Source organism: Brevibacillus fortis (assembly GCF_046196545.1).
GTDB lineage: Bacteria > Bacillota > Bacilli > Brevibacillales > Brevibacillaceae > Brevibacillus > Brevibacillus fortis_A.
This window is the reverse complement of record NZ_CP176370.1, coordinates 4,427,350-4,452,929: the sequence shown is the minus strand read 5'-3', so window position 1 is coordinate 4,452,929 and position 25,580 is coordinate 4,427,350. Positions and strand designations below refer to the sequence as shown.

Below are 25,580 nucleotides of genomic sequence, written 5' to 3'. Positions count from 1 at the left end.
CATGATCGTTTTTTGCTATACTGAGGGGGAGGGAAGACTTAAAGGAGAGACAACATGCTAGAAGAATTAATAAGCTTCACGGTTGATGAGACAGATGCAGGACAAACGGTGCGAGAAGTACTGCAAAAGCGTTATGGTGTATCACGCCGCTTGCTCATACGTGCCAAGTTTAAAGGCTCCATTACTCGGAATGGCGTTCTCGTTTTTGTGAACGAAAAATTGCAAGCCGGCGACAAAATAGCAGTCATGGTTGAAGAAGAGGCGGAAGAGACCGTTGCCCCAGAGGATATGCCGCTCTCCGTCCGCTACGAGGACGAGGATTTGATGGTCATCGCAAAGCCAGCGGGATTGGTCGTTCATCCGACAGGAAATCATCCCAGTGGAACTTTGGCAAACGGGATGATCGCTTATTGGAAAAAGCGTGGCGAGAACAGAAAGTTCCGAGCAGTGAACCGTTTGGATAAAGATACATCTGGATTGATGATCGTAGCCAAGAATCAATGGGCGCATGAACAATTCAGCCGCATGCAACAGATCAGGACGCTGCAGCGTACCTATCGAGCTATCGTTCAAGGGATCGTTGAGTCTAATGAAGGTACGATTGATGCGCCAATTGGCCTGGCGGAAAATTCGTTTATCACCAGACAGGTAAGGCCGGATGGGCAGACAGCTGTTACCCATTATCGTGTGCTTGCCCGAGGGAAAGGCATGAGTTTTGTCGAGGTAAAGTTGGAGACGGGGCGCACGCATCAGATTCGCGTACATATGAGCAGTGAAGGGTACCCACTTGCAGGAGATGATCTGTACGGGGGAGAACGGGAGCATATCGGCAGACAAGCTTTGCACGCATGGGGGCTATCCTTTGTCCATCCGCGTAGCGGTATTGCGATGAGCTGGGAGGAGCCGCTGCCAAGTGATATGGAGCAGCTAGTCCACCAATTTTTTCTCGATTATCCGTGCAAGGAAATGACCTAGGCGAAAAATTTCGTCATTTCCCTCTGGAAAGCTGTAAGCGTTTTCGATATGATAGAAGAAATTCGTTACAAACATTGGAAACACAACAGAGAATAGCTGGCTGTCTGCGGGGGAAAATCCCGCAAAGATTTTTTTCAGTAGCAGACTAGACCCAGCTTGCGCCTGATGCCTGTTTCGGATCGTTTTGACAAAGAGGGTTTCCCTTTATATTTGTCATGCACCGGAATTGCCTTGGGGGTGAGCTGGGTTTTCGTATTCGCCCAAGAGAAGGAGAGGGTTTCATGAAGCTGGTTTCCTATCGAGAGAGGGAAAGGGATGCTTGGCGAGCGGGGCTCGTGCATGAAGGAAGAGTCAAAGATATTGCACATGCTTGTCCGGGGGCGCCGAGTACAGTGAGTGGCTTGCTCGAGGAGTGGGCGAACTGGTTACCCGTTCTTAAAACAGCATACGAGGCACAGGATGGCTGGGATTTGGAGCAAGTCGAGCTAGGTTCGCCACTTCCACGTCCCGCCAGCTTTCGAGACTTTTATGCCTTCGAGGCCCATGTGAAGACAGCACGAGCCAAACGCGGACTTCCGATGGTGCCCGAATGGTATCACTTCCCCGTCTTTTATTTTTCGAATGCAGCAGCTTTTACAGGGACGCAAGCGAATATTCGCAGACCAAAAGCAACCGAGTGGTTAGACTATGAGCTGGAAATTGCCTGCGTGATAGGAAAAGCAGGAGTAAACATTCCAGTTGAACGAGCTGAAGAGCACATCGCAGGATATTGTATCTTAAACGACTGGAGCGCCCGGGATATACAACGGGAGGAGGTCAAGGTCGGCTTAGGGCCAGCCAAGGGCAAAGACTTCGCCACGTCGATGGGACCGTGGCTGGTTACACCGGAGGAGCTGGCAGATGTACGTATCGCAGGCGAAAAGGGCAGCCGCTACGATCTGGAGATGGTGGCACGCATCAATGGTAGGGAGTATTCAAAAGGAAACTTCAGAGACATTCACTATACATTCGCTGAAATGATTGCCCGCGCCTCAGACGACTGTTCCTTGTATCCCGGGGATGTCATCGGATCGGGAACAGTAGGGACTGGCTGCATTTTGGAGCTGGGGACAGAGCAGTATGCTTGGCTTGCGCCAGGTGATGTAGTGGAGCTAGAGGTGGAACGCCTCGGTGTGCTTCGCAATACGATTTGTGAATAAGGATGATAAAAGGAGGAAGGAACGTATGGCTTTTTATCAACGAATGGGGGAAGTTCCACAAAAGCGGCATACGACGTTTTACAAGCCGGATGGGGGACTGTTCCGCGAGCAAGTGATGGGAACCAAAGGGTTTTCCGGAATTCAATCGATTCTGTATCACCACAATCCGCCTACCCAAGTGAGGGAGACGCGCAAATACGCAGACGTCCGCTTGGAATATGTAGAACAGGTTGATTTGAAGCATCAGCATTTTAAAACGTTTGATGTTCAGCCGGGTGGAGACCCGATTTTCGGACGTCGCTACATGCTGGGGAATAACGATGTCGTCATGGCAGTATGCGCACCGACAGAGCCGATGGATTATTTTTATCGCAATGCGGATGGGGATGAAGTTGTCTTTGTCCATCAAGGAGAAGGAGAGCTGCAAACGATTTTCGGTACACTCACTTACAAGCCGGGCGACTACCTCGTTATTCCGATCGGCACGACCTACCGGATTGTACCTTCTGTGCAGAGTCGTTTCCTCGTCATCGAGTCCCAGAATGAGATCGTGCCACCAAAGCGTTATCGCAACGAGCACGGTCAATTATTGGAACATTCGCCGTTTTGTGAACGTGATATTCGTTTGCCGGAAAAATTGGTGACGCATGTGGAAAGCGGAGACTTCGAGGTGCGCGTCAAACGCCAATCCGTGGTCTACAGCTACTTCTTTGACTTCCATCCGTTTGATGTCGTTGGCTGGGACGGTTATTTGTATCCGTATGCACTGAGTGTTCATGATTTTGAACCGATTACTGGACGCATACATCAACCGCCACCTGTACATCAAACCTTCGCCGGTCAAAACTTTGTCATCTGCTCGTTCGTTCCGCGGATGTACGACTATCATCCGCAAGCGATCCCTGCGCCTTACTACCACAGTAATGTAGAAAGTGACGAGGTGTTATACTACGTAGATGGCAATTTTATGAGCAGAAAAGGTATTTACGAGGGTTCTATCACTCTGCATCCAATGGGGATTCCTCACGGGCCGCATCCAGGTAAGGTAGAGGCGAGCATTGGGAAAAAAGAAACGCAAGAGCTGGCTGTCATGCTAGACACATTCCACCCGCTTCACGTTACAAAGCAGGCGTTGGAAATTGAGGATGAGGCATACATGTCAAGCTGGTTGCCACCGAAGGAATAGGAAGAGGTGCAAAAACGCAATGGAAATCGCCATTCACGAGATTGAGCGGCAGGAAAAATACAAGCTCTTGATCGGATGTATCGTCCCGAGGCCGATCGCTTGGGTCACCTCGTTAGGGGAGGAAGGTATCGTCAATGCCGCTCCTTTCAGCTATTTTAATGTCGCCAGCATAGAACCGATGATGGTTTCGGTTGCGGTCATGCGCAAGTCGGGTAGTGTCCCAAAAGATACGGCACGAAACATCATGCAAACGGGAGAATTCGTGGTCAATATGGTGGACGTTCACAATGTGGATGCAGTCAATCAGACTTCGGCTGATTATCCGCCAGAGATCAGTGAAGTAGAGGCATTGGGGCTGGAAGTCGCCCCATCAGTTCTCGTCAAGGTGCCGAGGCTGCGTGCATCCCGCATTCATTTTGAGTGCAAGCTGCATCAGATTGTAGAATTAGGTAGTCCGACGTCTTCGGATTTGATTATCGGGGAAGTGGTGCATGTACATGTAGCGGATGAGCTGTATCATGCAGGACGGATTGATGCCGCAGCATTTGCACCGGTTAGCAGATTAGCGGGCCATACGTATGCGACTCTGGGCGAACAGTTTGATCGTCCACGCCCCGTTTTATGAGCCACCTGCCAAATGATTGATCTCCGTCCAGCGACGGAGGACAAATCCCTCTACGGACCATTTTACCGGAAACGCCTATCGGGTATCCTGTAGATACAAGGCAAGCGGATACTGTAGAGAGGGTGGAATGCAATGATGGAAAGACGACTATACCGTTCTCATGATAAACGGTTATTTGGAGTTTGTGGTGGGATTGCGCAATTCTTGCGTATTGACTCTACGCTGGTACGTGTAGGAGTTGTCGTTCTCACTGTTTTTACAGGAGTACCGATTTTGCTTTACTTGCTGATGGCGATGATCATGCCAAAGGAACCGCAGTGGTCATACGCTTCTGACGGTTTCCCGATGCATGATGTACCGTATAGTGGACATGCACGTATGAACGATTTGGATCAGGAGATTGACCGTCTGGAGAAGCGTGCTTTGGTACAGGAAGTGTATCGCCTGCGCGAAGAGTTGGGCAAATATAAAGGAATTTAAAGCAAATAAAGAGACTTCCAGGGCTTTACGCTCACGGGAAGTCTCTTTTCACTTTTCCCTATTTTGACCCTATGAAAAAATGGTCAGCAACTTTTGGCGATCGCTGCATAACATGTAAGGTGGAAAACCTACATAGGGAGGGAAAAGCAGTGTATCTCGGCGTGTTCGATTTGAATCAGCGTTTGGAGCAAACCCGCAAAATCCTGCGGGAAAAGCAACATCTGAAAAAACTGATTGAAGAAGACATCCTTGACTTGGAACAAGACGTCAAAGAATTAGAAGCGATGACGGCGAAACAAGAAAAGTATGCGACCAGTGCTCAGCGCTAAAAGCGACAAAAGAGGAAGTGGCAACTGCCCGAAGAAGGCAGGGAGCCACTTTTTTAATTTGGAAGCGCTTGGTCCAAAACTTTTTCTACGATGGCAGGAACCATGCGGATCGCTGCACTATCGGTTCCGTACGTCTGGCTATCCGCGTAAGTACCTTCCATCAACAAGATAAGCGTATAGGCCAGCTCGCATGGATTCGCAGCGCCAAGGGTAGTCGTGCGGTCCAAAAAAGCGTCGCGGATTCGTTTCTGATGCGAGCAAACCAACTCGCGAACAGGATGAACCGGATCAGGAAACTCCACAGCTACATTGATAAAGCAACAGCCGCGAAATTGCTGGTTAGATGCTCGCTCAGCCAGATCAGCAAAAAACTGAATGAGTTGCTCTCGTGGCCGATTGGGATGTTTGGCGATGCTCTCTTCCCACTCTTGCCAAAAAACGTTTTGCTTTCGGGTCATGTAGGCGAGAATCAGGTCCGTTTTCGAGGAAAACTGCCGATAGACGCTCATTTTATTCATTCCAGCACGCTCGACGATGGCGTCTACACTGACGGCATGGATCCCTTCTTGATAAAACAGTTCTTCAGCAGCGTTCAATATGATCTCTTGTGCTTTTTCCCGAGGCACGCGAGGTCGTTTTGCTTCCGTCATAGACCATACCCCATTCAGGATTTCCAGACATCGGCGACAATTTCAAAAGAGCGCACACGATCGGCATGGTGGTACATTTGCGTCGTAATCATGAGCTCATCTGCTCCTGTAGCATCGAGCAACTCTTGCAGTTTGCTTTTCACGGTAACAGGGCTGCCGATGATGGAAGAACGCAGCTGTGCTTGGACAGACAGTTTTTCGAATTCGCTCCATAGCTCATCCATATTTTCCACAGGTGGTTGGATTGGCTTGAGATCGCCGCGGACGAGATTTAAAAATGCCTGGTAATGGGAGGTAGCCAATCGATTCGCGAGCTCATCAGTATCGGCTGCCATCACATTGACGCCAACCATGGCATATGGCTGATCCAGCACTTCCGATGGACGGAAACAATGGCGATACGTCTGCAAGGCAGGCAAGGTGAAGTTCGGTGAAAAATGCCCAGCAAAAGCAAACGGCAATCCGAGCATACCCGCCAGTCGCGCTGAAAAATCGCTGGAACCGAGCAGCCAGATCGGGATGTTCAGACCTTCGCCAGGGATAGCGCGGATGGCTGATGCCGACTCGCTTGTTTGTGGACGAAGATATTCACGCAACTCCTCCAATAACTCCGGGAAATCCTCTCCACCAATCCGCAAATCGCGGCGTAGCGCACGTGCTGTTCGTTGGTCCGCCCCGGGTGCGCGTCCAAGGCCTAAGTCGATCCGGCCTGGATAGAGGGACTCCAGTGTCCCGAATTGCTCAGCGATCACGAGTGGAGCATGGTTGGGCAGCATGATACCGCCTGAACCTACACGGATTTTGCTGGTACCACCGGCAATGTGACCGATGAGAACGGAGGTAGCTGAGCTGGCTACGCTGGGCATTGCGTGGTGTTCGGCGAGCCAATAACGTGTAAAGCCCCATTTTTCCACTTGTTGCGCCAGATTGAGACTGTTTTTGTAAGATTCCGCAGCGTTACTGCCTTCCGTTATGGGTGCTAAATCGAGAACGGACAATGGGATATCTCGTAGTTGCTTAGATGAGATTGTATCGGACATGGGATGGAACCCTCCTTGTGCTTAGCGGTTACTGGTCTGATAAGTTTGTTACTAAGTAGTAACAAAGCGTACTTGCATCATACGGAGCGGCAGAAGGGATGTCAACGCTCGGATGTGCGACCGAGCACATTGGGAGAAAAAGAAAAAGCCCTGACAATGCAAGGGCTCTTCGTACATCCTTATTGTTTTGTTAAAATTACAGGTCCATCCGCGGTAATAGCGAGGGTGTGCTCGTATTGAGCCGACAGCTTCCCATCGCGAGTACGTGCTGTCCAACCATCTTCATCTACAGTTGCATGGTAGGTCCCGATGTTCAGCATGGGCTCAATGGTAATGACCATGCCTTCTTTGAGGCGTTGTCCTCTGCCAGGAGGGCCAAAGTGAGGAACGAACGGCTCCTCATGCATTTCTTGTCCGATACCATGTCCGGTAAAATCGCGCACGACGGAATAGCCTTGTGCTTGCGCATATGTTTGGATAGCGTGGGAAATGTCGCCAATCCGATTGCCTACAACAGCTTGCTCAATACCGAGATACAGCGATTTTTCAGTGACTTCCAGCAGTCTTTTCGCTTCCGGGGACACTGTTCCCACTTCATAAGACCAAGCGGAGTCAGCCAGCCAACCATTTTTGCGAACAACCATATCAATTGTGACGATATCACCATCACGCAGAGGCTCTTTTTTCGGGAAGCCATGGCAGATGACATCATTTACGGAACCGCATGTGGCATAGGGATATCCATGAAACCCTTTTTGCTCAGGGGTCGCGCCATTTTTAGCCAAAAATTCTTCTACGAATTGATCAATCTCCCAGGTAGAAATGCCTGGACGAATCATCTTGGCAATCTCACGATGACAAGCAGCCAAAATCTTGCCTGCTGCATGCATGAGTTCAATTTCTTCAGGTGTCTTGAGGATAATCATCGATTCTCTCCTTCTCCTCGTTAGTCAAAAACTCTCTATAGTATATAGTGTAGTCCCGTTCTGCGCCAATTGCCACACCGAAAACGGCATGGTAGGATGAGGGAGAAATAATTAACCTTGGGGGTAGGTAGCGTGGACAAGTTTCAAGAACATCTGGCGAACTACCAGATTCATGTAAAAGAAGACGTGGAAAAACGTATTGCCTTTATTCGTGAGCAAATTGACGGAAATGGCCTCGGCGGTGCAGTCGTCGGTATTTCTGGTGGGATTGACAGTGCGGTTACGGCAGCGCTGTGTGTTCGGGCATTAGGCTCTGAACGCGTCATTGGCGTATGGTTGCCTGCTTACTCGCAAACCGTTCATGAAACAGATTCCAAGCGACTTGCTGAAGCGATTGGATTTAATTTGCACTCGGTAGATGTAGGGCCAGCCTACGATGCTTTGGTACCTGCTATCGAGGGTGTACTCGGGCTTGATGACAAAACAAAGGGAAATACAAAGGCTCGCTTGCGTATGACAGTGCTGTACGCCATCGCTAACCAAAAAGGATACTTGGTAGCGGATACGTGCAACCGCAGCGAGATTCATGTTGGCTATATGACAAAAGGCGGAGACGGTCTTGCCGACTTTAATCCAGTGGCTAGCTTGACGAAGCATGAAATGCGGATTCTCGCTGCTGAGCTCGGAGTGCCTGGAGAAATCATTACGAAGCCGCCTTCCGCCGATTTGTGGGAAGGGCAGACGGATGAACAGGAGATGGGCTTCACCTACGAGGATCTGGATCGTTTGCTGGTTACAGGGGAAACCCGACCAGAAGCCAAAGAACGCATTGATTACCTGCATCGGATCTCTGAGCATAAGCGCAACATCATGCCAGGCATATAGATATGACACAATCCTACAAGCTGTTTACAAGTTGTCTGTGGCAAACGACCAGTGCAGTCGTATCAACCGAACAACGTCTCTACTTGTTTGATCCGGCTTATTTTCCCCATGAGATAGAGGCGATTGCTGACTATGTGCAGCGTGAGAGGAATGGAAGAGAGCTGATTCTCGTCCTGACTCACGGAGATTGGGATCATGTTGTCGGAGTCGGCAAATTTCCGGATGCCACAGTCATTGCACAAAAGGAAATCCTCACCGCTGGACGGATCGAGAAGAAGCTGAACAAGGCGAAACAGTTTGACGGGTCGTATTATGTGGTCAGATCGTATGAAGTAGGAATGCCGAACTTCGCGAAATTAGTAGGGGATGCACAGGATTGGCAGGAAGTCTTTTTCCTGCCTGTACCAGGACATACACCCGATCAGATGGCGACCTTGTTCCGGGAGCAGAAGCTGCTTGTTGTCGGTGACATGCTGTCCAATTTGGAGTTCCCGTTTATCGATGATAGCAGTGCCTATTTGGAGAGTCTGGAAAAAATCGAGCGGTTGGTTCTTCAAGGAGAAGTGGAAGAAGTCATTCCTGGACACGGAGTACCTGCAAAAGGACGCGAGGAAATCCTGCATCGGATTGAACGAGATCGCCAGTACTTGTTGGATGTACGTGCAGTTGTTTTCGAGGGTATCGCCAATAACGTAGAGGAAGACGTACTCAGAGAGCAGTTTTCCCAACTGACGTATGATGGTGTATCGATTGATGAACATCTCCGTTCTGCCCATGACCAAAACCGGGATCAACTATGCAAGGAAGCTATTTCGTAGAAAGGTTGATTATTCCACGGTTTTATAAGATAATAGGGGTTACGCAAATCTTTCTAGGAAAGAGGTGGAACAGATGTCTACGACTGAATTGATGCTGAGAACAAGTCTGGAAGGACGAGTGAAGCGTACGTTGCAAACGTACTTCCGTCGCCCTAACGACGTGTTGATCAAGGAAAGCCTCGGAGCGAACGGTTTGTCCCCAGAGCAAGTGGAAGTAACCGTGAAGCTCTTGAATGAAGAAAAAACTGTTGCCGAAATCATGGAGCACCTGCACGATCAAGGCTACTTTGCATAACATTGCGAGCAAAAAAGACCGGACTGACATTCGATTGTCGGACCGGTCTTTTTCGTTCGAGCGATTAAGGGGTAGGGCTTTCCTCAGGTAATGAGCGCCGTAATTTCTTGCGACGATACAATTGAAGGCCAGTTAAAACGAGAAAGTAGCTCGAGAAAGCGACAATAAGCCCCACGGTGGCACTCCCGGAAAAATAGACAAGTCCTTTTTCTTTTACCCAGACAAGCCATTCCATCCCAGACTCGTGATGGATCAAATGCCCTTGTAACGGTTTGCCGATCAACACGTATCCAATATTGTAATTGAAAAGGATGAAAAGCGGTAAGATGAGCTTTCCGATGACAAACGCAACCAAACCAGCGGGCAAACTGGCGCGAAACAGCTTGCAAAGTGGGAAAAGCAACAGAAACGCGAGGCCAAAAGTAGGCAGGGTAATGAACTCGATGAAGATTCCGAGCGAAAATCCGCGGGCGACAAAAGCTGGAGCCCCTTTCATTCTTAGCACCTTGTAGTATTCGAATTTTAGCTTTCGATATGTTTTTTTCCACATCCGTGCTATCCCTCGTTTGTCCCAAGTCATTTGTCTGTCATATCCCCTAAGGGTAAGGCGAATGGTGAAGCTGGATTCGTTTTTCGGTTGATGTTGTAGAGTATCTCCAAGTTGGCAAAAATTAATAGTTGCCATACGAGCTCTGATTTGAGAATGCGCCTTTCTTTTGGCATAATGGAAGAGGGCAGCTTGCTGGAAAAGTGGTGACATTCGTGGAAGATGTAATGGGAACCTTTGGTGACTATATTTCGCAATATGGGTATGGCGCCTTATTTGGATTGTTCTTTCTAGGAATTTTGGGGATGCCCTTACCTGAAGAAACGCTGCTCGTTTTTTCTGGATTTCTTGTCTCAACGGGAAAATTGGAATTCTGGCCTACTTTTTTTGTCTGCTTTATCGGTTCCATTACAGCGATGACGGTGGCATATTGGATCGGCAGAACGTTAGGCTACCCTTTTCTCGAACGATATGGGAAACGACTGGGAATGGGCTATAAAGTTTACAAAAAAACGGAAGAGTGGTTTAATCGCGTCGGTAAATGGGCGCTTCCGCTAGGTTATTTCATCCCTGGTGTTCGTCAGTTTACGGCCTATTTTGCTGGGATTACGCGATTGCCATTTCCGACTTTCATGTTCTATACCTATTTGGGTGGGCTGTTTTGGAGCTTGCTTTTTGTGTCGCTTGGCTGGAAACTAGGAGAACGCTGGGATGAGCTGTTTAATTTGATTGCTCGTAACCTCGCGATTTTCTTTATCGCTTTGCTCGCGTTGATCGCAACCTGGTCGTATTTCAGACACAAGGCGAATGTAAAAAAGCAATTACGGAGGGATCAGAATGAGTGAAGAAAACCGCAACGAAAATCTACTGCCTGTGGTTCAGAAGCCAACCGAACTGGTTCCTGTAGTATTACCGGAAAAACATCAGCGATTTTATGATAAATTGCGTGAAAAAATCGAAACGTTCATTAGAGACAAGGGAGTCAATGATTCTGTAGCCAACTTTATATTGCTTGCACCAGATTTGTTTGTTCTCTTGGCCCGCCTTATGCTGGACAAGCGCGTAGGTGTTCAATCAAAAGCGTTAGCGGGTGTAGCGGTTGCCTACTTCATTACCCCGATTGATTTTATTCCGGAGGTATTAGTCGGCGGATTCGGACTTCTGGACGACGTCATTTTGGCTGTTTATGCTTTGCGAAAGATTTTGGTGGATATCGATGAATCGATTGTACGTGAGCACTGGAATGGCGAAGAGGACCTCTTGGCTGTCATTACGAAGGTAATTCGATCAGCGGATGATTTAGTCGGCAAGAAAATAGTGAAAAAGCTGGAAGAAACCCTGTTCCGAAAAAAATAAGCTAGGATGGGACAAATAGATGAAATACTTATTGGATTATCAAGAGGGAGAGCGTGTTGTCGCTTTTTGCCTGATTAAAAACAAGGAAGCTGGCGTAGCGAGTAACCAGAGTGAATACTTGAATCTGGAGTTGGGCGATCGCTCCGGAACGATCACGGCAAAGCTGTGGGATGTCAATGCAGAAATGAAGGAATGGATCAACGTCAAGGCTGTCGTGAAGATCGACGCTGCCGTCCAAGTGTATCGTGGGAAAAAGCAACTGGTGATTCAACGGATCAGACCGGCTGCCGCATCAGACGAAGTTGAGATGGAGTCGCTCATTCCGATCTCTCCAGTTCCAGTAGATGAACTGTGGACAAAGCTTACCCATGCAATCGACAGCCTGCAGAGTGCCACGCTCAAGGCCATTATTCAAGAAGCGCTGGCAACAGAGGAGATTCAGGATCGCCTTCGCCATTATCCGGCTGGCGTTCGCATGCACCACAACTATTATCATGGATTGCTCGAGCATATTGTCTCTCTGTTGACGGCAGCACAGAGCCTCTTGCCACTGTATCCACAAGTAGACAGGGATGTACTGATTGCGACTTGTATCTTGCACGATATTGGAAAATTGTACGAGCTATCTGACCCCATCGCCCCTGATTACACCACGCCAGGTCAGTTAATTGGTCATCTGGTCATGGGAGTCGAGATGGTGAGCGGCATTTGCCGCAAGTTAGATATTTCTTTAGGGGACGCGGAGGTTCTGCACTTGAAGCATTGCATTTTGAGTCATCATGGAGAGGTAGAGAACGGCTGGGGCAGTGCTGTATCTGGAAAAACGCCTACAGCTGTCATGTTCCATTACCTGGACCAGATCGACAGCAAAATGAACGCCTTGAGCCAAACAATAGCGGACATGACGGAAGAAGAGGAATGGGCGTACGCTGGCGTGCTTAGACGAAAAGTCTGGCGCGGATATTAATTCATGGAACAAAAAGCCAACTGCTAAGCAAAACGAAGCAGTTGGCTTTTTTAGATAAATCAGAAACGTTTTTGCTGGAAGCTCGTCTTAACAGTAATGTCTTGTAATTAGGAGGTATTCAAGTGAAAAAGCGAAACAGAGCTGCCATGTTAGTGTTGGCAGTCAGCATGGTCACGACACCAGTGGCACTTCTGCATCCGTTGTCTTCCTATGCGTATGACGGAAAATCGAGTCTGGAACCTATTCAGTTGCCAGAAGACATCGTCCACTTGTTAACAGAATTGAAAGACGACTATGTGCCTCTCATGAAAGACCTTCATGTGGACTCATACGGAGGGACAAGCAACTCGGGGTATGTCATTAATCTTTCGGACCGAAAGAGTGTCATTACCACGAATACGACGCTCAATATCTCCACAAATGCAAAGGGAGATATGATCAGTTTTGTCCTGCATGATGTGAATCGGGACAAAACAACCAAAATCAATCAAAAGGAAGCCTATCAAAAGGCTGTCGATTTTATTCGAAATTACATAGCGGTTGACCATGTTATTTCTACGCAAGCGATGCTCTCTGTCGATCGTGCGTCAGAGCTGGATCATCTGGCAGTTGTCAGCGCCTACCCACAGTTGAACAATACGTGGGTGGACAAAGAGACAGCGCGGGTCATGGTTGACGCAAAGGGTCAGGTTGTCCATTTTCAGCAAGAAAAGCTAAAGCTTCCTACCGCAGAAGAAGTAGCGGACCCAAGCAAGGCTGTACCACTCGAAAAGGCAATGAAAGAGTGGCAAGACAAGGTATCCTTGGAATTAGTCTACGATGAGTCAGCGGGCAAGCTCGTTTACGTGCCTGACCAATTGCCAACGATAGATGCTCTGTCTGGTGAAAAAGTTCCGCCTGTGTACAAAACAATGAGTGAGACAATGAAAATCAAAGGAACGGCCGACATGGGCGTTTGGCGAGATACGAAAAAAATGGAGCAGATGCTCGAGAAGGATTTTGGCCTGAAGCTGAATCAACGCACGTACAAAAATGTAAAAGAAGACAAAAAGTATAAAAATAGTGACATCGATCGCCATGAATGGAATGCGAGCTCGTATCAAAGTGCGTGGATTACGCTCGACCGTAAAACAAAAGCACCCATCCAATTCAAGCTGGAAGGTCCCGTGGAAAAGGAGCTTGAGAAGCCGCTCACGCATGATGAGGCAAAAGACATTGCAGTACAATTTGTGGAGAAATACTTATTGTCCAAAGAACAATCTTTCTCCATAAAGGAGACGAGTCTTGTGGAAAGTCTGCCGGGCTGGGCGGATCAAAATCTGGTGCGGCCGATCAGTAGCTTTGCTTTTCATCCTGAGATTGACGGTATCCCAACCAAGAGACCACTGTTTTACATTGAGGTGGACGCAAAGAAGGGCAATATAGTCCTTGCTCAAGTAAATGACCTGCCGTCCATACCTGCTACCATCAGTAAAGACGGAATTGTCAAGGATGAGAAAGCAAAGGATGCGTATGTCAAAGAAGCAAATTTGCGCTTGGCATACTGGTATCCGAAGGTAGGTACACATTCAGCGAAACTGCCGCAGCTGACCTATTTACCGACAGCTGATGCCAAGTCTCTGCAAATCGATGCTGCAACGGGTGTAGTGGAAGAAACCTGGCTGGAATGGAAAGCGTCCCACTAAGCATTGCCCGATATGGTGTAGAAGCCATGTCGGGTTTTCCTTTTCATCATTATCGGAATTCATAAACACTTCAAGGCAGGTAGGATTTTTTTTCTTTTTGTAGAATATCTTCTTGATTCCCATTTGATTTGGCAAACAATGCCGATCACGAGAAGGAGAAAGTGCAATGAAACGGCCAACTTATACCCTACCAAGTATTGTAAAAAAGGTATTCCGGCCCGGTGAGCGCTCCCTTCCACGTACGGAGATCTGCTCCCGGATGGAAGCGAATGAGCTGAATGCTTTTTTGGATCTGGACTGCGAGACAATACTGGATAAAGTGTTGAACATGGAGCAGTCTCCAGTGCGAGTTGGAAGCTCAGAGGCGATCGTAGAGATCACTCACCAGCCGCATCAAGTGTACGACTTGGCTCATCGCTATTTGCGCGATAGCCAAACACCAAAAAAGCTTGAGCAAATTGTCGCAGAGCTGCGTCGTCAAACGCAGTTTGGCTGGAATCAGATTCTTCGTATGCTGCAATTGGAACGCGATCCTCGCTTTGTGCAATATCAAGGCGACAGCAGATGGTTTTTGGCAGAGTGGACTTTGGGCAATGACCAAGTGTATGCGTTTTGCCGCGACAATGGCATTACGCAGGTAGCTGCTCGCACATTAGTCCATTTTCTGGAGCAGGAAGTAGGGATTGCTGCAGATGCTGCTTTTCTCCCTGCGCAAGATGACCGCTTCCGCATTGACGGTGATACCATGTACATCATTGCTCGTAGCGAAGATTCCAAGGAAGAGCAGGCAGCCCTCGAGGTTGCTGTTGCTGCCCCTTCTGTATCGATAGGAAACAGCGAGTCCGTCTCAGAAGAAATTGCATCGGAAGAACCGGCGAATCCCTTACACCAGGTGGAAAAACAACAAGAAGTACTATTTAACAAGGAGGAAGCTACTATGTCTACCATTACTAACCAGCAAGTTCTCGAGGAAGTACAAAAACTGATGCAAGAAGCTATCAACCGCTTGGAGACAAGAAACCAAGAAATGTCCCAAGAAGTTGTCGCTCATTTTCAACAAAGCAATATGCAAGCTATAGAAGTGCTGATGAAAGAGAAACATAAACATGAGCAGATCGTACTTGGCATTCAACAGGTTCTGGCGACCAGTGAACAACAATGAGTAAACTTGAGGCTACGATCCGGTTAGAGCAGAGGTTTGCCATCCTGCGCGAGGTTATCGCGGGCTATCGGATTCGCCTTCAAGACATGGAGAAGGAAGTGGTGGAGCTTTTTGCCACGAACCAACTCTCTGCTATTTCAGCATGCATGGGCGAGAAGCAGCGCATCGTCAGGTTGATGAATCGACTGGAACAATTTATTGTCCAATGGGAAAGCAACAACACGGATGTGGGTATCGCACATGAACCTAAGCGAGAACACTTGAACACATGACGAATAATGCGGTAAAATAGGGGGATTGTGCATGATTCCCCGCGCATGCCGCGTGGGATGGAAAGGAGATCCAAACCCTCTATGTCGGTAGGAAGAAACGAACTGTGCCCTTGTGGGAGCGGAAAAAAATACAAAAAATGCTGTGGGGTTGTCACTCCTATTACGGAGCTGCGTAGCCGCCACGAGCAAAAGCTGCAAAAAGAATACGCTGGCTGGGTCGAAAGACTGAACCATTTTGTCGGCGCAAATGTAACCAGCGAGACGATTCAAGAAGCGCGGAATCGTTTTGCCGAAGAAGTAGGCTTGACCCAAGAAAGTGTCGCACGTCCTGAATGGGCAGCCCATTTCTTCAATTGGTGTGTATTGGATGTCAAAACAGGTGGAAGCACGCTGCTTGAGAACTATATCAAACAGCATGGACGTCGGATGGAGCCTGATCTTCGCCGTGCGTTTGCTGGATTGCACCTGAATGTTTATGAAATCGTGGAAGTGGATCGTGATGTTATCACGGTTCAACAACCGATACTGGAAGAAAAACACTATCTGCTTCGTGCCAATACGTTGAATGTTGTCCCTGGACAATTGATCGTAGGGCGCCTGCTGAATCTGGGTCTGCGTGATATGCTCTTCTCTGGCAGCATCATCTTGCAGCCACATGTCAAGGAAAGCCTGCTCGAGTGGTTACGCCAGCATCCAGAAGTAGAAGCTGCGAAGGCAGATACGAGCAAGAGAAGCTATACGACAGAGCTGTATCACTTCATCGTTCAATTTGGTGAAGCGGCAAGCGAGTCGGAAGCACCGAAGCAAGAATCGCTTTTGCGTCGTACCTATGCGATGCCAGATCGTAAACAGCTGTTGAAAGTAATCGAGTCGAACCCTGCATTTGAGCTGAAAAAACGGGATGGTGCTCGTGAGACATGGGTATATGCGACACGCAAGGAAGAGCATTTGTTCCCGAATTTAAAGGATGCCTTGCTGGAACTATACGAAGTACAGGCAGAAGTAATTTTGCAGGATGACAGCCTGATTCTGGAAGGGTATGCACCGCAGTTGGACGAAGTTGCAGAGCTTTTGCTGCTGCTTGCATTTGAGAATGAAGAGGAGATTCGCGTTCTTACTTCAACGGGCTCTCGTTTATCCAAAGGAACTCTGTTTATCACGAGTCAGCCTACTTTGCCACCAAAAGTGTTGCAGTGGGCAGTCCAAACCTATTTTGCTGAAAAATGGCTGGTTACTTCCCATGAACAGCTCGATGATTTGGCTCCGCTCTTGGTTGCGGCTACAGAAAACGAGGAGCTGCATGAGAAGCTCAACAAGCTGATGGAGCAAATGGAACAGGATCATAAGATCGGCCAAGGCTTGGCTCGCTTTATCCGAATGGACATGCTTCGTCCGCGCCTCTCGTTGTCAAATGACAGCCTGCATGTGCATAACCTGCTGCGCCGTCCGTTGATCGAGGGGTTGCCAGAGAGTGTGTACACCGTACATCCTGACAGACTTGCGGACATCAATCGCTTCGTACAAGAGATGACCGATGGCAAGTCGGAAGCCACCGTCAAAAAGTACGATGAGGTCATGAACAACTTCCGTTCATTCGTCAGAGGAGCGTTTGGCCCATCTTTCACATGGGGGCAGCTGCGCAGAGAGGACTTGGTATACTTCTTCGTCCACGACATTTTCACGCGCACGGACGCAACGACCAAAACGTTGGCAACCAATCTGATGTCTGTTTTGACGGCGTTCTTCAAGTGGCTGGATAAGCAAGGACCATACGCACTCTATCCTGTCATGCAGCCATTGTTTGCCGAGTTGAAGGAAACATTGCCGGAATCCTATCGCTTGCGTGGTGTGCTGGAAAAAGAAGCAACTCAAAATCTTTACAGCAACTCGATGGCGATCAAAGATATCACGGAAGAATCCGTGCTCGTGCAAGAGATCACTTCATCTGGTTGTACGGCAAAACGTGCGAATGGCGAGACAATCAAGCTGTCTATTAGCGCTGAATTGGGTGCTATGCTGGCAGCAGATTGGATGATCCATGGCTTGTTCGGCCAAGGTGAGGACGGTACGTGGAGACTGTATGGTACGCCTGAAGTGTATCCACCAGTCATTGCCCAAGTGCTGGGCGCACCAACAGGTGTATTAGTCTAGATCCCCTAGCATAAAAAAACCCGAGGATTCGTGTCCTCGGGTTTTTGTTTTGACTTTTCATTGGTATCGATTAGTGAGCCCATTCGCGGATTGTCTTGTCTTTTGGCAGCAAAAAGCCCATAAACCCGATTAACGGGAGGAACGAACATAACAGAATGACAAAGCTCAGGCTGTAGAGGTCGGCGAGATAGCCGAATACGAGAGCGCCCATGCCTCCCATTCCAAAGGCAAGCCCGATAATCAGCCCGGATACGGTCCCAATTTTGCCAGGCAATAGCTCCTGTGCGTATACAACCGTGACAGAAAAACTAGAAAGCATGATAAAGCCGCTGATTACCAGCAATGGAAAGGCCCAAAAGCCTGAGACGTAAGGCGTCAGCAATGTCAGTGGAAGTGAACCGAGTGTGGAAATGATAAGCAAGTTCCTTTTTCCGAATCGGTCCGACAGCGGTCCGCCAAAAAACGTCCCAATCGCTCCTGCGAAAAGGAAACCAAAAATGACGAGCTGTGCATTGGCGTAATCCATATCTTTCACATACATCAAATAAAACTGGTAAAAGCTTTGGTAGCCAGCATTCATCCAGGAACGCACACTGACGATGACAATCAGAAGGCCTAAGGCAATCAGCCGTTTGTTCCGATTCGTATACGTGACAGGTGCGGCAGTAGCCTTTTTCAAACGCTGTTGTCCACGATACCAGAGAGCAACATAGAGTAAGATACCGCTAGCTAATATGGCGGGTAGCAGAAACCAGGCAGCCCCTGTCTGTCCCAGGTTTGCAAAGACCAGAATAGTCATCAAGGGAGCGAGTGCTTGCCCAGCATTTCCACCAACTTGAAAAATGGATTGTCCCAGCCCTCTGCGAGGACCGGATGCCAAGTGGGCGAAGCGTGAGGCTTCTGGGTGGAAGATGGCTGAGCCAATTCCAACACAGGCGACTGCTACGAGAACGAAAAAGTAATTGCCGGAGAAAGCGAGTGCCAGCATTCCCAATCCCGATACGATCAAAGCCAGTGGTGGCAATAAAGGGATCGATTTGCGATCGGAGAAGTAACCGACGAATGGTTGCAAAACAGATGAAGTAAGATTCATGACGAGCAAAATCATTCCGACTTGTGTAAACGTTAATGCCAGATTTTTTTCTACAATAGGAAGCAATGCAGGGATGACCGCTTGCAAGCTGTCGTTTAACAGATGCGCAATGCTTATGGCAAAGAGCATGCGATAGACAGTCGGTGCCGCAGTCCCTGCCGGTGTAGAGTGAATGGGTGTTGATGAGGCACTCATGTCAGTTCATCCCCAACCTTTCTTAGGTAACTTACTTTTTATTTTTTTCAATGTAGCATGGATTCTACAGGACGTCATCAGTGAATGACGGGAATATGATGGTCGGATATAAAGAATTTGATCTGTCAGGAAGTTTTTAAAATAGTAGGTAAATGGGGAGACGTTGTCGAAAAAAGAGAGGAGCACAATGGACTAGACCATGAGCAGAAGGCTAGGGGGAATGCTGGAATGCTGGAAGGTATAACAGAATACTGGCTATGCGTGGGAGGAGCCAATGTTGACGTGCAGGGAGTCACTTCTGCCAGACTGTTGCCTGGAACTAGTAATCCGGGTGAAGTACATCAAGCAGCAGGCGGCGTAGCTCGAAACGTGGCGGAAAATCTGGGATGGCTAGGAGAAGAAGTGCAGCTGTTTGCTCTGGTTGGAGAAGATGCAGATGGCGAGTGGTTAAGACAGGTCACAGCAAATAGTGGAGTGGCTACCCATGGTATGCTGCGAATAGCAGGGAAATCGACTGGGCGCTACTTGGCTATTCGTGATCGAGACGGTGAATTGTACACGGCTGTTGCAGATATGGAACTAAATGAAGAATGGCCAGCTGAGATTGTCCAGCAAGGTCTCAAACGCTTGCCTCAGGCCGCAGGCTTGTTTCTGGATGCCAATCTTCCCGTCGAGGTCATGCGGGCATTTTTGGAGGAAGCCAGAAGACTCGACAAAAAGATCATCGTAGACCCTGTTTCTGTGAAAAAAGCAGAAAAATGGAAAGGGTTGCTTGAAGGTGTTCATATACTTGTCGCGAGCATTGACGAACTGGAAGTGTTAGGTGGCCAATCGCTTCATTCCTATAACGATGTGGAAATATGCGCGAAAAAATTGGTAGCAGAAGGTATTCATCAGGTCATGGTCATTTGTGGGGAAGCAGGGCTGTGGCTGTGCACCGCACATCAGGAAAAATGGCTTGCTGCCCCGACTATGCCGATTCGAGAGTCCGCGGGAGATGCGTTTGCCGCGGGTATCATTTATGCGCAAAACAAAGCGTTGTCCCTTACAGAACAAGCAGCTTTCGGCGTTGCTCTGGCCGAGATGAGAACAAAGGGACATGGCCGATACGATATGGATGCCCTTTTGGTACGAAAAGATTACTATGCCGCAAAAGAAAGACAGATCCTCGACAGAGAATGAAAATACATAGCTTGACGTACACTACCCGTTAGTTGGTACAGAGGAGGAGTGTATGTCATGGAAAAGAAATCGAATGATGTGAACGGAAAACAAGAGAGCCATGTTCGGCAGGGCGGAGATTCACACCGCTCCAAAAATAAGCGTCCTGAAGGTCCTGTACAAGGTTTTAGTCAGGCACCACGCGGCTTGCAATAAGCTGAAAATTATATGTGAAACTAAAGTCCCCTTATCGACAAAAAGATGGGGGACTTTTCGTTTAAAGGAACATTTTTCTACAAATGCAGACAACGATATGGTACAATACCTGAATCAGAGTATTGCCAACTGAAGAAAAAAGTGGTGCATATTGTCGAGTGGCACAATTCAAAATCGTGCCTCCCTTTACTTTGTCAAAAAGCGTGCGCGAACAAGGAGACTGATTCATATGCCAGATACTGTTGTGAAAACACGCGCTTCAGCTTCTCGAAAGAAACAGCCGAGCCGTAATCGAAAAATACGTAAACTCGTGGTATCCTTCACATTGATCACCTTGCTGCTGGTTGGTGGTGTGGCTGGAGCAATTTATTGGAAAATTGAAGACACTCTGACGGAAGTAACGAGCCCTGCAAATAGCGGATTTACTTCGCCAGTATCCCAAAATGTCGATCCTGTTTACTACTCGGATAAGCCAATGTCGTTCGTATTGCTTGGTTCTGATACCCGTCCTGAAACAGGTTCCATGAATACAGACGTAATGATCGTGGCAGTTGCCAACCCGAAGACGAAGAAAGTTACCATGGTATCGATTCCACGGGACACACGCGTCAAGATCCCAGGCTATCGCGACTACCATAAGATCAATTCTGTCTATGCCAATGGCGAAGCAGAACGCAGGCAAGCAGAGCGCAACAAACAGACGGTTACTGAAGATGGGATTTCCTTAACGAAGAAAACGTTGAATGAAATACTGGGTATTCCGATTGAGCATTTTGTAGCCATTGATTTCGATGGTTTCAAAGCGGTCATTGACGAATTAGGTGGTGTGGAAGTCAATGTCGATCGCAGACTGGTATACGATGATCCAACTGACGATACACACATCAATCTCCAGCCAGGACTTCAAACATTGAATGGCGAGCAAGCACTTGGTTATGTACGACATCGTCATGACAACCGTGGAACGAAGTACTACTCCAGTGACTTCGACCGCAACCGTCGTCAACAAGAGGTCATCAGGGCTGTCGTGGGCAAAGTGGGTTCTCTTGAAGGCTTGACGAAGATATTTAATGTCATGGACGTAGGCGCAAAGAATATACATACCGATCTTTCCAAGGATCAGATCAAAGGCTTGGCCTACGATTTCAAAGGATTTAATTCCTCTACGGTCACTGCATTGGATAATGGGGCATATTGGCAGGGAGGATACACGTATCTCGAAAAAGAAAAGCTTGAGGCTGTTCGCGATTCCTTGCAATCAGAGATGGGATTGAGTGCGAGCGTCGTAGCGTCGCTCAACAATTCGCCGATACTCGGTGCCGGTGAAGCGGTAGCGACAAGCAACAAGAAGAGCGTCAAGAAGAAAACGACAGAATCAGCTGCGTCATCACCAGCGAAACAAAAAAGGGAGGCTCCGAAAGAACAAGAGCCGACAAATCCAACAGACAATCAAGACGGTACGGCAAATGAAGGCGCAATGCCGCCACCTGATGTCGTAAACCCTGAAGGGCAAGGCCAGTCGACAGATCAAGGTCAGGGAGCACAGACGCCTGCGACTGATGCAACACAATCTCCTGGGACTGTACCACCAGGTAATAACGGCAACAACTCTACTCCACCGCCGGATATCATCCCGCCGTCCAGTCAGGATGCTGGTTCTGCACCTACAGATGGTCCGAGCACGAACTCCTAACGAGTACGAAAAGCACCCGTTCATCACGAGCGGGTGTTTTTATTTGTCGATTCAGTAAAAATTTTTAAAAATTCGTTTATGGAAAAGGTTTAGAAAACACCAATTTCATGGTACAATAATAATATGCTGATAAGACAGATTAATCAGATAATTATTACTGACTGGAGGGATTTCTATGACGATTTTCTTGGTGAACCTGTTCCTGGTGATTGCTTTTGTGTACCTGATCAGCCGCCAACAAAACGAAGAGTTTGTGTACGATGAAGATTTTTTCCTCCAGAACCCTTCAGCTTTGGAAGAATATCAGCAGATGCCGATTGATTTCCAGCATGCCTTTTTCCGCAAGCATAAAGAGTGGATTAAGGAAAAATATATGCGCGGAGAAAGCTACATTTTAGGTTACTGTCCAAACAAAGAAGTACGTCGTGCGTGGCTGTCAGAATTCATGAATCAAAAAAATATGAATAATACACCGACCCCTTCCTCGTGAAGGGGTTTTTCGTATCGGTAGAACTCGTGCTATACTGCTACGAGAAGATATCGTGAAACAGGAGGAAAGAAGTACGTGCTACAATTTATGGTGGAAAAACTAAATCAACAGTTACATACGCATGGAATGATTTCGGATATCGTCTTGCGCTCCGATCATTCGCTACTGGAAGAATCGGAAGGGCAAGAGGTTCTGATCACGTTTTCCGAGGCGGAGGACGAGAAGCAACCAACGGCTACCATCCATCTGTTTTCGCTTGCGGAAGAGGACAGCTGTGAAATTGAAGTGGAAATTGACTATCCTTATAGCTTGCAAGCTGAGGAAATTCAACAATTATGGACGCAAGCAAAAAGCTTGGTAGCTGAGTGCTCGCTGACAGAAAAGCGCCGCTTTGTGGAGCCTGGCAAGCAGGCGGAAGCGAATGTCGTGCTGGATTATCACTTTGTCGTACAGATGCCGCGAACAGAAGCTGAGGAAATCGCATTTACAGAAACCATCGCAAGATTTTCCGCAGATTTGGGGATGCTCGTCAAACTGGGCAAATAAAAAATAGGTTGTACATAAAGAAAGCTCAGGAGTAATGTCCTGAGCTTTTTGCATGAAACGTGAGGAAGGAGGAATATGAGGAGGAGAGAGAGAATCGTATAGATAATAAAAATGAATGAGCATTCACTCGTTAGGAGGGCGTTTAACGTGGAACTTTCAAAAGTATGGGAACCGATTCAAATTGGCTCGATGACGTTACCAAATCGGATAATGATGGGGTCCATGCACGTTGGATTTGAAAAGCTTCAGAACGGTGTAGCGCGGCTGGCAACTTTTTACGCAGAGCGTGCTAATGGAGAGGCAGGTCTGATCGTGACAGGAGGGGCTGCCGTACATCCAGAAGGCGGCATGGGCGACGAGTATTGCAATGTATACCAAGACGAGGATATTGAGAAATTGCGCCTGATCACGAAAGAGGTTCATCAAGCCAATGGGAGAATTGCGTTGCAGCTGTTCCATGCGGGGCGTTATGCGTACAAGGAAGCAACAGGATTAGACCCGGTAGCACCATCTCCATTGCAGGCGTCGATTAACCGTTGGAAGCCGAGAGAGTTAAGCGCAGAGGAGATCGAAGCAACGATCCAATGCTTTGCTGATGGCGCCGTCCGTGCTAAAAAAGCTGGCTTTGATGCCGTTGAAATTATGGGTTCGGAAGGATACTTGGTCAATCAATTTTTGTCCCCTGTGACCAATAAGCGAGAAGATGAGTGGGGTGGGGACTTTTTACGCAGAGCCCGCTTTGGTATCGAGGTGGCTAAGCGTGTCCGCCAAGCAGTGGGACCGGATTATCCGATCATCTACCGTATGTCGGGATTGGACTTAATGCCAGATAGTACGACGATGGAAGAAACATTGCAATTTGCCAAAATGCTGGAGGAGGCAGGAGCTGATGCTCTCAATGTCGGAATTGGCTGGCATGAATCACAAGTACCGACGATTGGCATGATGGTGCCGCGTGGAGCATATGTATGGGTGGCGCAGCAAGTCAAGCAGGTCGTGAACATCCCGGTTATCGCCAGCAATCGAATCAGCGACGTGCGTCAGGCTGAAAAGATTTTGTATGAAGAATGCAGTGATATGGTTTCGATGGCTCGTCCATTTTTAGCGGACCCGTATATCGTTCAAAAAAGTAAAGAAGGACGCTTTGATGAAGTAAACACATGTATTGCTTGCAATCAAGCCTGTCTCGATCATATTTTTGATGGGAAGGTAGCCTCCTGTCTGGTCAATCCTCTCGTCGGCAGGGAAGCAGAGTGGCAGTTGGTTCCAGCGGAAAACCGTAAGAAGGTAGCTGTAATCGGTGCGGGGCCAGCCGGCTTGGAGGCAGCTCGCGTGCTGGCAGAACGAGGGCATCAGGTGGTCATTATGGAGGCCAAAAAACAGATCGGTGGACAATTAAACTACGCCAGACAGGTGCCGGGTAAAGAAGAATTTAATGAAACGCTTCGCTATTATCGGACAGAACTTGCACGTCTTGGTGTCGAAATTAGGCTGGGAACATTGGCAGAGGCAGAAGCCCTTATCGAAGAAGGCTTTGCAGAAGTGGTGGTGGCAACGGGAGTCATTCCTCGGCGTCCTGAGATTCCAGGTGTGGAGCTCGGACATGTAAAGGGATATGATGCGGTATTTGAAAAGCGCGCTAAGGTCGGTAGACAAGTGGTCATCGTCGGTGCGGGAGGAATCGCATGTGATTTGTCCCATTTGCTGATGCACGACGAAACGATCTCACCAAAGGCAGCGGAATACTTACAGGAGTATCGGATTCTGGATGGAAGAGCAGTACAGCAACTGCAACAGCGAAAACGAAAAATCAGCATGCTGCGGCGTGGTAAACATGTCGGATCGGGCTTGGGCAAAACGACGCGATGGGCCGTTCTCGCCAACCTGAAGCGACGTGGCGTAGAGATGCTCACACAAATTGAATACAGCCGGATTGCAGAAGAAGGGGTATATTTCATTCAGAACGGGGAGGAACGCATGATACCTGCTGATACGGTCATTGTAGCGGCTGGAGCGACCTCTAACAATTCGCTATACCACGCATTGCTTGATCGGCTGCCTGTGCACCTCATAGGCGGGGCTAAAGAAGCGGGGGAGCTCGATGCCAAGCGAGCCATTTTGGAGGGTGCGACCGTAGGAAGAGCGATTTAAGGCACTGTAGAGATTTTCTATTTCGAAAACAATGGTGATCGGATATGATTAAGAAAAGAATGTCGTCTTTTTAGAAGTTTTGTCGAATCGCTTTTCAATGTCCGCTAATTCTTGCAAAATGAAGTTATACTGTTCAAATTCATTTGATTGGGGGCTCTCGCCTTGATGAACCATAATGGCATTCTCTTAGGGAAACGTTACTTCCTGTACTCGTTAGCACCACTAGTGGAGGTGGAGGGATGGACGTTTACGATAGCCCCGGGGTTTAAGATGATCGCAGGCGGGAGTGCCAATCCATTACAGACATTAATCAGCGTTTACCGAGAGAATGAAAAGGTAGCGCAACTCGTGCTTCATCATAGACGAAGTGATTCAGATGTCACTGTGCAGGCTGTATCGAGTGATCTCCTGTTAGAAATCGCCCCGGCGACTAGAACTGTAAGTGTAGCAGAAAAGCTGTAGGGCACCCTGAACGGGGTGCTTTTCG

General features: G+C 48.2%; 28 protein-coding genes. 23 read left to right on the top strand and 5 right to left on the bottom strand.

Annotation, left to right across the window (positions count from 1 at the left end):
• The first annotated feature begins 54 nt into the window (after nt 1-54).
• From ACKKE8_RS21985 to ACKKE8_RS21960, 6 genes are all read left to right on the top strand, one after another.
• Entirely contained in the window at nt 55-975 is a 921-nt protein-coding gene (locus ACKKE8_RS21985) for an RluA family pseudouridine synthase (protein WP_409174907.1), read from the top strand.
• Between the two features lie 281 nt (nt 976-1,256).
• Nucleotides 1,257-2,174, top strand: a complete 918-nt coding sequence (locus tag ACKKE8_RS21980; RefSeq protein WP_409174906.1) for a fumarylacetoacetate hydrolase family protein — start codon at nt 1,257-1,259, stop codon at nt 2,172-2,174.
• Nucleotides 2,175-2,199: 25 nt separating this feature from the next.
• Complete coding sequence (locus ACKKE8_RS21975) at nt 2,200-3,360, top strand: homogentisate 1,2-dioxygenase (protein WP_409174905.1); 1,161 nt, start codon at nt 2,200-2,202, stop codon at nt 3,358-3,360.
• Nucleotides 3,361-3,379: 19 nt separating this feature from the next.
• The gene (locus ACKKE8_RS21970) at nt 3,380-3,985 is read left to right on the top strand and encodes a flavin reductase family protein (RefSeq protein WP_409174904.1); all 606 of its coding nucleotides are present in this window, start codon (nt 3,380-3,382) and stop codon (nt 3,983-3,985) included.
• 132 nt (nt 3,986-4,117) lie between these two features.
• The gene (locus ACKKE8_RS21965) at nt 4,118-4,465 is read left to right on the top strand and encodes a PspC domain-containing protein (RefSeq protein WP_409174903.1); all 348 of its coding nucleotides are present in this window, start codon (nt 4,118-4,120) and stop codon (nt 4,463-4,465) included.
• A 149-nt stretch (nt 4,466-4,614) separates the two neighbouring features.
• Nucleotides 4,615-4,794 carry a hypothetical protein gene (locus ACKKE8_RS21960; protein ID WP_409174902.1) on the top strand — a complete coding sequence of 60 codons (180 nt, stop codon included), beginning with the start codon at nt 4,615-4,617 and terminating at the stop codon, nt 4,792-4,794.
• 53 nt (nt 4,795-4,847) lie between these two features.
• Here the strand turns inward: ACKKE8_RS21960 and ACKKE8_RS21955 are convergent, their stop codons facing one another.
• The 3 genes from ACKKE8_RS21955 to map form a co-directional block, all read right to left on the bottom strand.
• Nucleotides 4,848-5,444, bottom strand: a complete 597-nt coding sequence (locus ACKKE8_RS21955) for a TetR/AcrR family transcriptional regulator (protein ID WP_409174901.1) — start codon at nt 5,442-5,444, stop codon at nt 4,848-4,850.
• Nucleotides 5,445-5,458: 14 nt separating this feature from the next.
• Nucleotides 5,459-6,484, bottom strand: coding sequence for an LLM class flavin-dependent oxidoreductase (locus tag ACKKE8_RS21950; protein WP_409174900.1), 1,026 nt, complete (start codon nt 6,482-6,484; stop codon nt 5,459-5,461).
• 179 nt (nt 6,485-6,663) lie between these two features.
• Nucleotides 6,664-7,410: a type I methionyl aminopeptidase gene (gene map / locus ACKKE8_RS21945; protein ID WP_409174899.1), complete on the bottom strand. Its 747-nt coding sequence runs from the start codon at nt 7,408-7,410 to the stop codon at nt 6,664-6,666.
• A gap of 132 nt (nt 7,411-7,542) precedes the next feature.
• Here map and nadE point away from each other — a divergent pair, with 132 nt between their 5' ends.
• The 3 genes from nadE (at nt 7,543) to ACKKE8_RS21930 (ending at nt 9,408) form a co-directional block, all read left to right on the top strand.
• Complete coding sequence (gene nadE, locus ACKKE8_RS21940) at nt 7,543-8,295, top strand: NAD(+) synthase (protein ID WP_409174898.1); 753 nt, start codon at nt 7,543-7,545, stop codon at nt 8,293-8,295.
• 2 nt (nt 8,296-8,297) lie between these two features.
• Nucleotides 8,298-9,113 (top strand): MBL fold metallo-hydrolase, encoded by an 816-nt coding sequence (locus ACKKE8_RS21935; RefSeq protein ID WP_409174897.1) that lies wholly within the window; start codon nt 8,298-8,300, stop codon nt 9,111-9,113.
• A gap of 73 nt (nt 9,114-9,186) precedes the next feature.
• Nucleotides 9,187-9,408, top strand: coding sequence for a hypothetical protein (locus tag ACKKE8_RS21930; protein WP_409174896.1), 222 nt, complete (start codon nt 9,187-9,189; stop codon nt 9,406-9,408).
• Nucleotides 9,409-9,472: 64 nt separating this feature from the next.
• Here the strand turns inward: ACKKE8_RS21930 and ACKKE8_RS21925 are convergent, their stop codons facing one another.
• Nucleotides 9,473-9,958 (bottom strand): DUF2062 domain-containing protein, encoded by a 486-nt coding sequence (locus tag ACKKE8_RS21925; RefSeq protein ID WP_409174895.1) that lies wholly within the window; start codon nt 9,956-9,958, stop codon nt 9,473-9,475.
• Nucleotides 9,959-10,170: 212 nt separating this feature from the next.
• Between ACKKE8_RS21925 and ACKKE8_RS21920 the strand changes: the two genes are divergently transcribed.
• The 7 genes from ACKKE8_RS21920 (at nt 10,171) to ACKKE8_RS21890 (ending at nt 17,548) form a co-directional block, all read left to right on the top strand.
• A complete protein-coding gene (locus ACKKE8_RS21920; protein ID WP_409174894.1) occupies nt 10,171-10,800 on the top strand; it encodes a DedA family protein in 630 nt (209 codons plus the stop codon).
• Nucleotides 10,793-11,311, top strand: coding sequence for a YkvA family protein (locus ACKKE8_RS21915; protein WP_409174893.1), 519 nt, complete (start codon nt 10,793-10,795; stop codon nt 11,309-11,311). Before ACKKE8_RS21920 ends, ACKKE8_RS21915 begins: the two co-directional genes overlap by 8 nt.
• Before the next feature lie 19 nt (nt 11,312-11,330).
• Nucleotides 11,331-12,278: a 3'-5' exoribonuclease YhaM family protein gene (locus ACKKE8_RS21910; protein WP_409174892.1), complete on the top strand. Its 948-nt coding sequence runs from the start codon at nt 11,331-11,333 to the stop codon at nt 12,276-12,278.
• A gap of 122 nt (nt 12,279-12,400) precedes the next feature.
• A complete protein-coding gene (locus ACKKE8_RS21905) occupies nt 12,401-13,963 on the top strand; it encodes a YcdB/YcdC domain-containing protein (RefSeq protein WP_409174891.1) in 1,563 nt (520 codons plus the stop codon).
• Between the two features lie 166 nt (nt 13,964-14,129).
• Nucleotides 14,130-15,125 (top strand): hypothetical protein, encoded by a 996-nt coding sequence (locus ACKKE8_RS21900; RefSeq protein WP_409174890.1) that lies wholly within the window; start codon nt 14,130-14,132, stop codon nt 15,123-15,125.
• Entirely contained in the window at nt 15,122-15,397 is a 276-nt protein-coding gene (locus tag ACKKE8_RS21895) for a hypothetical protein (RefSeq protein WP_409174889.1), read from the top strand. Before ACKKE8_RS21900 ends, ACKKE8_RS21895 begins: the two co-directional genes overlap by 4 nt.
• Before the next feature lie 81 nt (nt 15,398-15,478).
• Complete coding sequence (locus tag ACKKE8_RS21890) at nt 15,479-17,548, top strand: YecA family protein (protein WP_409174888.1); 2,070 nt, start codon at nt 15,479-15,481, stop codon at nt 17,546-17,548.
• 70 nt (nt 17,549-17,618) lie between these two features.
• Here ACKKE8_RS21890 and ACKKE8_RS21885 read toward each other — a convergent pair whose 3' ends face one another.
• Nucleotides 17,619-18,836 (bottom strand): MFS transporter, encoded by a 1,218-nt coding sequence (locus tag ACKKE8_RS21885; RefSeq protein WP_409174887.1) that lies wholly within the window; start codon nt 18,834-18,836, stop codon nt 17,619-17,621.
• A gap of 228 nt (nt 18,837-19,064) precedes the next feature.
• On the opposite strand from ACKKE8_RS21885, the gene ACKKE8_RS21880 reads away from it, so the two are divergent.
• The 7 genes from ACKKE8_RS21880 to ACKKE8_RS21850 all read left to right on the top strand — a co-directional run bounded on the left by ACKKE8_RS21880 (nt 19,065) and on the right by ACKKE8_RS21850 (nt 25,555).
• Entirely contained in the window at nt 19,065-20,018 is a 954-nt protein-coding gene (locus ACKKE8_RS21880; protein ID WP_409174886.1) for a carbohydrate kinase family protein, read from the top strand.
• Between the two features lie 57 nt (nt 20,019-20,075).
• Nucleotides 20,076-20,213 carry a hypothetical protein gene (locus tag ACKKE8_RS21875; protein WP_007717021.1) on the top strand — a complete coding sequence of 46 codons (138 nt, stop codon included), beginning with the start codon at nt 20,076-20,078 and terminating at the stop codon, nt 20,211-20,213.
• Nucleotides 20,214-20,442: 229 nt separating this feature from the next.
• Nucleotides 20,443-21,906 (top strand): LCP family protein, encoded by a 1,464-nt coding sequence (locus ACKKE8_RS21870; protein WP_409174885.1) that lies wholly within the window; start codon nt 20,443-20,445, stop codon nt 21,904-21,906.
• A gap of 175 nt (nt 21,907-22,081) precedes the next feature.
• Nucleotides 22,082-22,396, top strand: coding sequence for a hypothetical protein (locus ACKKE8_RS21865; RefSeq protein WP_007717017.1), 315 nt, complete (start codon nt 22,082-22,084; stop codon nt 22,394-22,396).
• Between the two features lie 75 nt (nt 22,397-22,471).
• Nucleotides 22,472-22,942 carry a hypothetical protein gene (locus ACKKE8_RS21860; protein WP_409174884.1) on the top strand — a complete coding sequence of 157 codons (471 nt, stop codon included), beginning with the start codon at nt 22,472-22,474 and terminating at the stop codon, nt 22,940-22,942.
• A gap of 147 nt (nt 22,943-23,089) precedes the next feature.
• Nucleotides 23,090-25,093: an FAD-dependent oxidoreductase gene (locus ACKKE8_RS21855; protein WP_409174883.1), complete on the top strand. Its 2,004-nt coding sequence runs from the start codon at nt 23,090-23,092 to the stop codon at nt 25,091-25,093.
• A gap of 165 nt (nt 25,094-25,258) precedes the next feature.
• Nucleotides 25,259-25,555, top strand: a complete 297-nt coding sequence (locus ACKKE8_RS21850; RefSeq protein WP_106782606.1) for a hypothetical protein — start codon at nt 25,259-25,261, stop codon at nt 25,553-25,555.
• Nucleotides 25,556-25,580: the final 25 nt, after the last annotated feature.

What these genes read in the sequence shown, in the direction of transcription:
- ACKKE8_RS21985 (WP_409174907.1), top strand. Translation starts at nt 55, where the DNA reads ATGCTAGAAGAATTAATAAGCTTCACGGTTGATGAGACAGATGCAGGA.
- ACKKE8_RS21980 (WP_409174906.1), top strand. Translation starts at nt 1,257, where the DNA reads ATGAAGCTGGTTTCCTATCGAGAGAGGGAAAGGGATGCTTGGCGAGCG.
- ACKKE8_RS21975 (WP_409174905.1), top strand. Translation starts at nt 2,200, where the DNA reads ATGGCTTTTTATCAACGAATGGGGGAAGTTCCACAAAAGCGGCATACG.
- ACKKE8_RS21970 (WP_409174904.1), top strand. Translation starts at nt 3,380, where the DNA reads ATGGAAATCGCCATTCACGAGATTGAGCGGCAGGAAAAATACAAGCTC.
- ACKKE8_RS21965 (WP_409174903.1), top strand. Translation starts at nt 4,118, where the DNA reads ATGATGGAAAGACGACTATACCGTTCTCATGATAAACGGTTATTTGGA.
- ACKKE8_RS21955 (WP_409174901.1), bottom strand. Translation starts at nt 5,444, where the DNA reads ATGACGGAAGCAAAACGACCTCGCGTGCCTCGGGAAAAAGCACAAGAG.
- ACKKE8_RS21950 (WP_409174900.1), bottom strand. Translation starts at nt 6,484, where the DNA reads ATGTCCGATACAATCTCATCTAAGCAACTACGAGATATCCCATTGTCC.
- map (WP_409174899.1), bottom strand. Translation starts at nt 7,410, where the DNA reads ATGATTATCCTCAAGACACCTGAAGAAATTGAACTCATGCATGCAGCA.
- ACKKE8_RS21935 (WP_409174897.1), top strand. Translation starts at nt 8,298, where the DNA reads ATGACACAATCCTACAAGCTGTTTACAAGTTGTCTGTGGCAAACGACC.
- ACKKE8_RS21930 (WP_409174896.1), top strand. Translation starts at nt 9,187, where the DNA reads ATGTCTACGACTGAATTGATGCTGAGAACAAGTCTGGAAGGACGAGTG.
- ACKKE8_RS21925 (WP_409174895.1), bottom strand. Translation starts at nt 9,958, where the DNA reads ATGTGGAAAAAAACATATCGAAAGCTAAAATTCGAATACTACAAGGTG.
- ACKKE8_RS21915 (WP_409174893.1), top strand. Translation starts at nt 10,793, where the DNA reads ATGAGTGAAGAAAACCGCAACGAAAATCTACTGCCTGTGGTTCAGAAG.
- ACKKE8_RS21910 (WP_409174892.1), top strand. Translation starts at nt 11,331, where the DNA reads ATGAAATACTTATTGGATTATCAAGAGGGAGAGCGTGTTGTCGCTTTT.
- ACKKE8_RS21900 (WP_409174890.1), top strand. Translation starts at nt 14,130, where the DNA reads ATGAAACGGCCAACTTATACCCTACCAAGTATTGTAAAAAAGGTATTC.
- ACKKE8_RS21895 (WP_409174889.1), top strand. Translation starts at nt 15,122, where the DNA reads ATGAGTAAACTTGAGGCTACGATCCGGTTAGAGCAGAGGTTTGCCATC.
- ACKKE8_RS21890 (WP_409174888.1), top strand. Translation starts at nt 15,479, where the DNA reads ATGTCGGTAGGAAGAAACGAACTGTGCCCTTGTGGGAGCGGAAAAAAA.
- ACKKE8_RS21885 (WP_409174887.1), bottom strand. Translation starts at nt 18,836, where the DNA reads ATGAGTGCCTCATCAACACCCATTCACTCTACACCGGCAGGGACTGCG.
- ACKKE8_RS21880 (WP_409174886.1), top strand. Translation starts at nt 19,065, where the DNA reads ATGCTGGAAGGTATAACAGAATACTGGCTATGCGTGGGAGGAGCCAAT.
- ACKKE8_RS21875 (WP_007717021.1), top strand. Translation starts at nt 20,076, where the DNA reads ATGGAAAAGAAATCGAATGATGTGAACGGAAAACAAGAGAGCCATGTT.
- ACKKE8_RS21870 (WP_409174885.1), top strand. Translation starts at nt 20,443, where the DNA reads ATGCCAGATACTGTTGTGAAAACACGCGCTTCAGCTTCTCGAAAGAAA.
- ACKKE8_RS21865 (WP_007717017.1), top strand. Translation starts at nt 22,082, where the DNA reads ATGACGATTTTCTTGGTGAACCTGTTCCTGGTGATTGCTTTTGTGTAC.
- ACKKE8_RS21850 (WP_106782606.1), top strand. Translation starts at nt 25,259, where the DNA reads ATGAACCATAATGGCATTCTCTTAGGGAAACGTTACTTCCTGTACTCG.